The 5,767-nt window shown below is 30.8% G+C and carries 6 protein-coding genes; all 6 read left to right on the top strand.

Going from position 1 to position 5,767, the window contains the following annotated elements; all coding sequences use genetic code 11:
- Positions 1-185 (top strand): TRAP transporter large permease subunit (locus ACQ3F0_RS26555; protein WP_428868839.1); only part of this gene is annotated, 185 nt, incomplete at its 5' end.
- A 277-nt stretch (positions 186-462) separates the two neighbouring features.
- On the top strand, positions 463-1,470 hold the full coding sequence (locus ACQ3F0_RS26550) for a LacI family DNA-binding transcriptional regulator (protein ID WP_428868838.1): 1,008 nt from the start codon (positions 463-465) through the stop codon (positions 1,468-1,470).
- Between the two features lie 302 nt (positions 1,471-1,772).
- A complete protein-coding gene (locus ACQ3F0_RS26545; RefSeq protein WP_428868837.1) occupies positions 1,773-2,903 on the top strand; it encodes a dipeptidase in 1,131 nt (376 codons plus the stop codon).
- A gap of 14 nt (positions 2,904-2,917) precedes the next feature.
- Positions 2,918-4,072, top strand: coding sequence for a dipeptidase (locus ACQ3F0_RS26540; RefSeq protein ID WP_428868836.1), 1,155 nt, complete (start codon positions 2,918-2,920; stop codon positions 4,070-4,072).
- A 38-nt stretch (positions 4,073-4,110) separates the two neighbouring features.
- Complete coding sequence (locus tag ACQ3F0_RS26535) at positions 4,111-4,293, top strand: hypothetical protein (RefSeq protein WP_428868835.1); 183 nt, start codon at positions 4,111-4,113, stop codon at positions 4,291-4,293.
- Complete coding sequence (locus tag ACQ3F0_RS26530; RefSeq protein ID WP_428868834.1) at positions 4,290-4,955, top strand: ester cyclase; 666 nt, start codon at positions 4,290-4,292, stop codon at positions 4,953-4,955. The genes ACQ3F0_RS26535 and ACQ3F0_RS26530 overlap by 4 nt, the downstream gene beginning before the upstream one ends.
- The last annotated feature ends 812 nt before the right edge of the window (positions 4,956-5,767 follow it).

The raw sequence follows: 5,767 nt of genomic DNA, 5'->3' as shown, positions 1-5,767 counted from the left end.
CTACATTAGGACTACTTACTCCACCACTTGGAGGAAACCTCTTTGTTGCTGCACAAATATGTGATGCTAGCTTCGAGGATGTAGTTAAGAATGTATGGCCATGGATTATTGCAATGTTGATTGGATTAATATTTATAATCTTCATTCCACAATTGTCAATGTGGCTTCCAAGTATGATGAAGTAATCTATATAGATAATGAAAAATTTAAGATAGAAGAAATAGCAGAGGAGTTAATTTTGATTCCCTGCTATTTCTTTTATTCTGTAAAGTTGACAACTATCGAGCAGTTTAGTATAGTGAATTTAAAAACTTATATATACTAATTTCTTAAGCCGACTTAAGGAAAGAGATCGTTTAAGAATAACTTCTACTAATTTTATTTTAAAGATACTTAAAGATTGTATCTTTTGAATAAAAAGTAGAATTAATTCTTAAGCCGACTCTTAGAATGGAGATTTTTATGAAAAAAGATGGTTCAAAATTTGCTACTCTAAGTGATGTTGCAAAGCTGGCAAATGTTTCTACGATTACTGCTTCAAGAGTTTATAACCCAAAGTGGAAAGGGAAAGTAAGAGAAACTACAGTCGAAAAAGTTCATAAAGCAGCAAAGGAACTAGGATATAATCCTAATGGTATTGCTAGGAGTCTTATTTCACAAAAAACAAATATTATTGCTGTTGTTATTGGTCCTAATATTGGTTTTTTTTATGAAAGAGTTTTGACTAAATTAATCTTTAAAATTCAAGCAACAGGAAGGCAAGCTTTAATTTTTGTTGCAGATCCTTCTGTGGGGATGGAAGCGGTAGTAGCTCAAGTTCATCATTATAGAGTTGATGCAATTATTGTTACATCTCCAGCGACCAGATCAAATATAATGAATTATTTTACTAATAGTAAAATACCTATAATACTATTTAATCGTGCTATCTCAAATACAAATGCTAGTGCTGTTTGGAGTGATACTATAAAGGCAGTAGATGAGGTGGCTGATTTTTTAGTTCTTAATGGACACAAGTTTATTGGTTGTGTGTCAGGTGAAAAAAAAGCCGAAAGAAATGAAGCCTTTATTGAAAAGCTTAAAGAATATAATAAGAAACCAGTATATATTTATGAAGGTGATTATTCCTATGAATCAGGATATAAAGCTGCAATTCAAATGCTTACGGCAAGTAATCCGCCCGATGCAATTTTTTGTGCTGGGGACGATATGGCTATGGGGGTTCTTGATGCAGCAAGAATAGAAATGGGATTAAATATACCTGAAGATTTATCTGTGATTGGATTTGATGATAATCCTGTAGCTAAAAAACCTGCTTATGATTTAACAACTGTAAGACAACCAGTGCATGAAATGATTGATGCTACCATAGAGATTATTGAAGAACTGTTAGAAAATCCTGAAAAGCAAATTTTGAAAAAAATTAAAATGGAATTGGTTATACGCTCTACAGTGAAAATTTGTAAGTAATATTAAATAAGGAAGTGATTTTTTTACTCATAAATTCATATAAATAGTTGACGTAGAGGATTAGTTGTGGTATCCTTTACACAAGTGATGATTGCGTAATCATTACTCGGAATACTATAAATTAAAAATTAATACGGATAAATAAATAAAAGTAATATAAAAAACAGGATGTTTATTTTGTTTTTCTATGATTGCGCAATCATGAAAATGAATAACAATCCGCAGATGAATTATTGTTTTGATATTATTCTTAAAGAGTATAAAAAGTGATTTATTTAAAATAAGTATTGGAGGGAGAAGGTATGGCAAAATATACTTTAAACAAAAAAAAGAAAAGCGAAATTAGTGATAGAGCAAAGAGATTAAATGCAGAATGCAATTTTATAGACATACATAATCATATGATGTTCGAATTTGCAATTCGTCAAGCTTTAGGAGAAAAGGACATTTTTGATACACATTATGCACCTATTTTAAAACAGGGTGGAATCAATGTAATAGGGACAAGCATAGGGGCAAACTCTCCTTGTCTTTGTAACTTAACTGATGATTTGGAGTTTGGTGTTTTTGAACAAATAGATATGCTTCGTAATGAAGAGAAAACAAGTAAGACTTTTAGAATTGTAACTAATACTAAGGAAATTGAAGAAACTAAAGCTGAAGGCAAAATTGGTGTAATGATGACATTTGAAGGTTCAAGAGCACTTGAAGGAAGACATGGTGAAGAAAGCCTTGTTATGTTACGTACATTGCATAGATTAGGATTGAGAGTTAACTGTATATGTGGAGCAGCTAGAACTGCTTTTGCTGATGGAATGGGAGAAGCAGTTGCTGATGCGGGACTTACAACATTTGGTGTAAAACATGTAGAAGAAATGAATAGAATTGGAATGTTAATTGACTTAACACACATGAATGATAGAAGTTATATGGATATTATGGAAGTTAGTAAAAAACCTGTTATTGTTTCACATATAGGCACTCAAGCGATTTGTAATAATCCAAATAACTTAAGTGATGAGAGAATTAAAGCAATGGGTAAGAATGGCGGAGTAATTTGTCTTGAAATGGTTAAAACGGAAATAATGCATAAAGCTGAAGAAACAGGAGAAATTGTTACTTTTGATCATGTTGTAGACCATATAGATCATATAGCAGAATTGATTGGACCCGAACATATAGGAATAGGACTTGATTTTGATAACTTTGATTTAATTCACAATGTTCATAGAGCTATGTGTCCTTTCCCAGGATCAATTGAAGGTTTTTATACTGGGATTCCTCAAGGAGATCATATGTTAAATGACCCTAATAACTTAAGTGAAGCTTATGTTATTGCTGATTACTTAGTAAGACGTGGATATTCTGATAAAGATATCGCTGGAATTTTAGGTGGAAACTTAATGCGTGTTATGAAGAAAACTATTGGTTAATGGAGGAGAGAATTATGGGAAATAGTTTAAATAAAGATTTTATTGTTGTTGATGGACATCAAGAAATACTTGATGAATACGTATATGAATTTTTGAAAAATGAAAAGGATGCTCTTGCTGGAAAAGTTCATGTTTTCGATAATGTTTATAAACCGATGCTCCAAAAGCAAGGTGTTAATGTAGTAAACATGGCTGTAGGTGGCGAGCATGTAGCTCAAGTAATGTATAGTGCAACTGATAAATTCCGTTTTTGGGATGCACATAAAAAATTAGATGTATTAAACTCAGAATTAGAAGCTGGATGTACTTCATTTGTACTTTGCCGTAATTCAGACGACATAGATTATGCTATAAAAAATGGTAAAATTGCAATCCTTGCTACTTTAGAAGGCGGAAAGCCATTAGAAGGAAAACCTAACTTAAACTTACTATCAAGTTTACGTTCTCTATATAGAATGGGGCTTCGTGGATTACAATTGACTGGAAATACTAGAAACAGATTAGCTGATGGAGTTGCTCAAACAAGAACAAAAGGAAAACTTACTGGTTTTGGTAGAGAAGTTGTAGGAGAGTGTGATAGACTTGGTATACTTCTTGATACTTCTCAGTTATCTGATTACGGATTTTTCGATTTAATAAAATTAACTAAAAATCCTATTATTGATTCACACACTTGTGCGAAAGCTGTTCATGATCATCCGAGAAATATTAGTGATGAAAGAATAAAAGCTATTGCTGATAAAGGTGGAGTAGTCGCGGTTAGTTTCTGGGCCGCTTTAGTAAACGGTGATAAAGAAGCACCAAATGTTCAAGATTTAATTAAACACATAGATCATATTGTGAAAATTGCAGGAATTGATCATGTTGCATTAGGACCAGATTATAGTGCATATAGAACTCCTATTGATAGAAGTGTTGTAAGAGGTTTTGCAAATCTTGGACCTTGTGAAACAGATAAACTTACTCCAGTCCAAAGTGAAAAATATCCAGGTTTAATTGATGGAATTTGGTATGGAGTTAGAAAAAGTGATTTCATAGAAGGTCCAAATACCCATGAAAATTTCTCACAAGTAATTGATGCACTTTTAGAATATGGCTATAGTAATGAAGATTGTAAGAAAATCTTAGGTGAAAATTTAATTAGAGTATATAAAGAAGTTTTGAAATAAATCACACAGTAATTTATTAACCTATAGGAGGTAGTGAAATGACCAATAGGCATGTTGAAAACAAAAAAATCGTAATGGATTTTCACAATAAAATTTATGGAGCTACACCAGATTCTATTGAAAGTATTGTTAATGAATATTGCCATGAAGATTTTAACTGGAATGGACCTCAACCTTTTAATGAATTAAAAGGAACAAAAACTGTTGTAGATAAGTTTTGAAAATCATTGTTGAAATCTTTACCAGATGTGCAAAAAAACATTTATCTACACTAATTGATATCTTTGATTTAATGCGTCAAGCTGGATATAAATTTGTTAAGTCATTAGCACCAGAGATAAATATTCCTGGTCCAGCTACAAATGATGGAGTATTAATGGGAACATGTGATGAAGAAGAATCTAAAAAGAGTTATCAAATTATGTATGATATGATTTTTGGTGGATTAATGTCCTTCGAAGAAAAGGGAATGGGTAAGATGGGTATGGAAAAATATTTTGGAAAAGATTTTATGTGGTATGGTCCATGTGGAATAGGTTCCACAAGAGGAGTTAAAGGTTTCGAAAAATACCATCAAGGACCTTTTCTTAAAGCTGTTCCAGACAGGCGTTTAATTGATGATGTAGATGATAGAATTTATTTTGGAGAAGGTAAATATGCAACTCTACTTGAATGGACAGGGTTTGTTGCTACACATACAGGAAATGATTGGTTGGGCATTCCTGCAACAGGTAAGCCTATTGTAATGAGAAATGCTGATTTATATAGACGAGAAGGGGATTACTTAGTTGAAAACTGGGTTTTCTTAGATATAATTGATATATTACTACAATTGGGTGTAGATATTTTTGATAGATTAAGAAATAAAAAATATATATTATAGTAGCAAATATTAAAGTTGTTTATACATGTCTAAAATCATAGTAGTAAATGGTTTTGGACACGTATAAATGAATAACTATTACTATTAAAGCAAAGTTTAAATATCGTTATGTAAGAATAAAACAAGATACTACTTTTTTTCTATAAATTTCACAAAAGGTATTGACATAATGTGATAATGATGATATCCTTTACATATAGATGATTACGCAATCATTACTGTAATCAATATTTAATTAGAAAGTTTAGACATAATCTTTATTACACATTTCCAATTTTTATTTCTTTAAAGTTTAAAATCTTAAAAGTTACAATAGTATATTAACTAATAACGTATTTATAATTTTAGAGTGTAGATTACATATTAAAACAGCTTATCATTACAAAACAATATATATGATTGCGCAATCAATTTGTTTTGTTAAACATCTATAAAAGACGTCAATTTTATAACGGTGATTGCGCAATCATGACTTTTGAATCTTAAAATTGACTTCAATTATTCCTTAGGATTAAATTAGTGAATGTGATGTATATTATAGCTTTTCACTTTTGATAATTAAAGAAATAGATGATATTGTTTGTTTATAAATCAAAAGTAAAAAAAGTTATGTTTATAGAAGTATTAAAAAAAACTAAGTAAGAAAAAGGAGGAAATTATGCAAGCTTTTGATGTCATTATTCTTATTATTTACATGGTGGGTATTATGTATTTAGGTTATGCCCTAGGAAAAACAAATGAAAACGAAGAGGATTATTTCGTAGCGGGTAGATCTTTACCTTGGTATGCAATTGGTTTATCAGTTGGTGTTA

The sequence above is a fragment of the Clostridium sediminicola genome (assembly GCF_050402865.1).
In the GTDB taxonomy this organism is placed as follows: Bacteria; Bacillota; Clostridia; order Clostridiales; family Clostridiaceae; genus Clostridium_AF; species Clostridium_AF sediminicola.
This window is presented reverse-complemented; position numbering and strand designations above follow the sequence as displayed.

Bases quoted from the DNA above. Each gene is read 5' to 3' on its own strand.
- ACQ3F0_RS26545 (WP_428868837.1), top strand. From the start codon at position 1,773: ATGGCAAAATATACTTTAAACAAAAAAAAGAAAAGCGAAATTAGTGAT.
- ACQ3F0_RS26540 (WP_428868836.1), top strand. From the start codon at position 2,918: ATGGGAAATAGTTTAAATAAAGATTTTATTGTTGTTGATGGACATCAA.
- ACQ3F0_RS26550 (WP_428868838.1), top strand. From the start codon at position 463: ATGAAAAAAGATGGTTCAAAATTTGCTACTCTAAGTGATGTTGCAAAG.
- ACQ3F0_RS26535 (WP_428868835.1), top strand. From the start codon at position 4,111: ATGACCAATAGGCATGTTGAAAACAAAAAAATCGTAATGGATTTTCAC.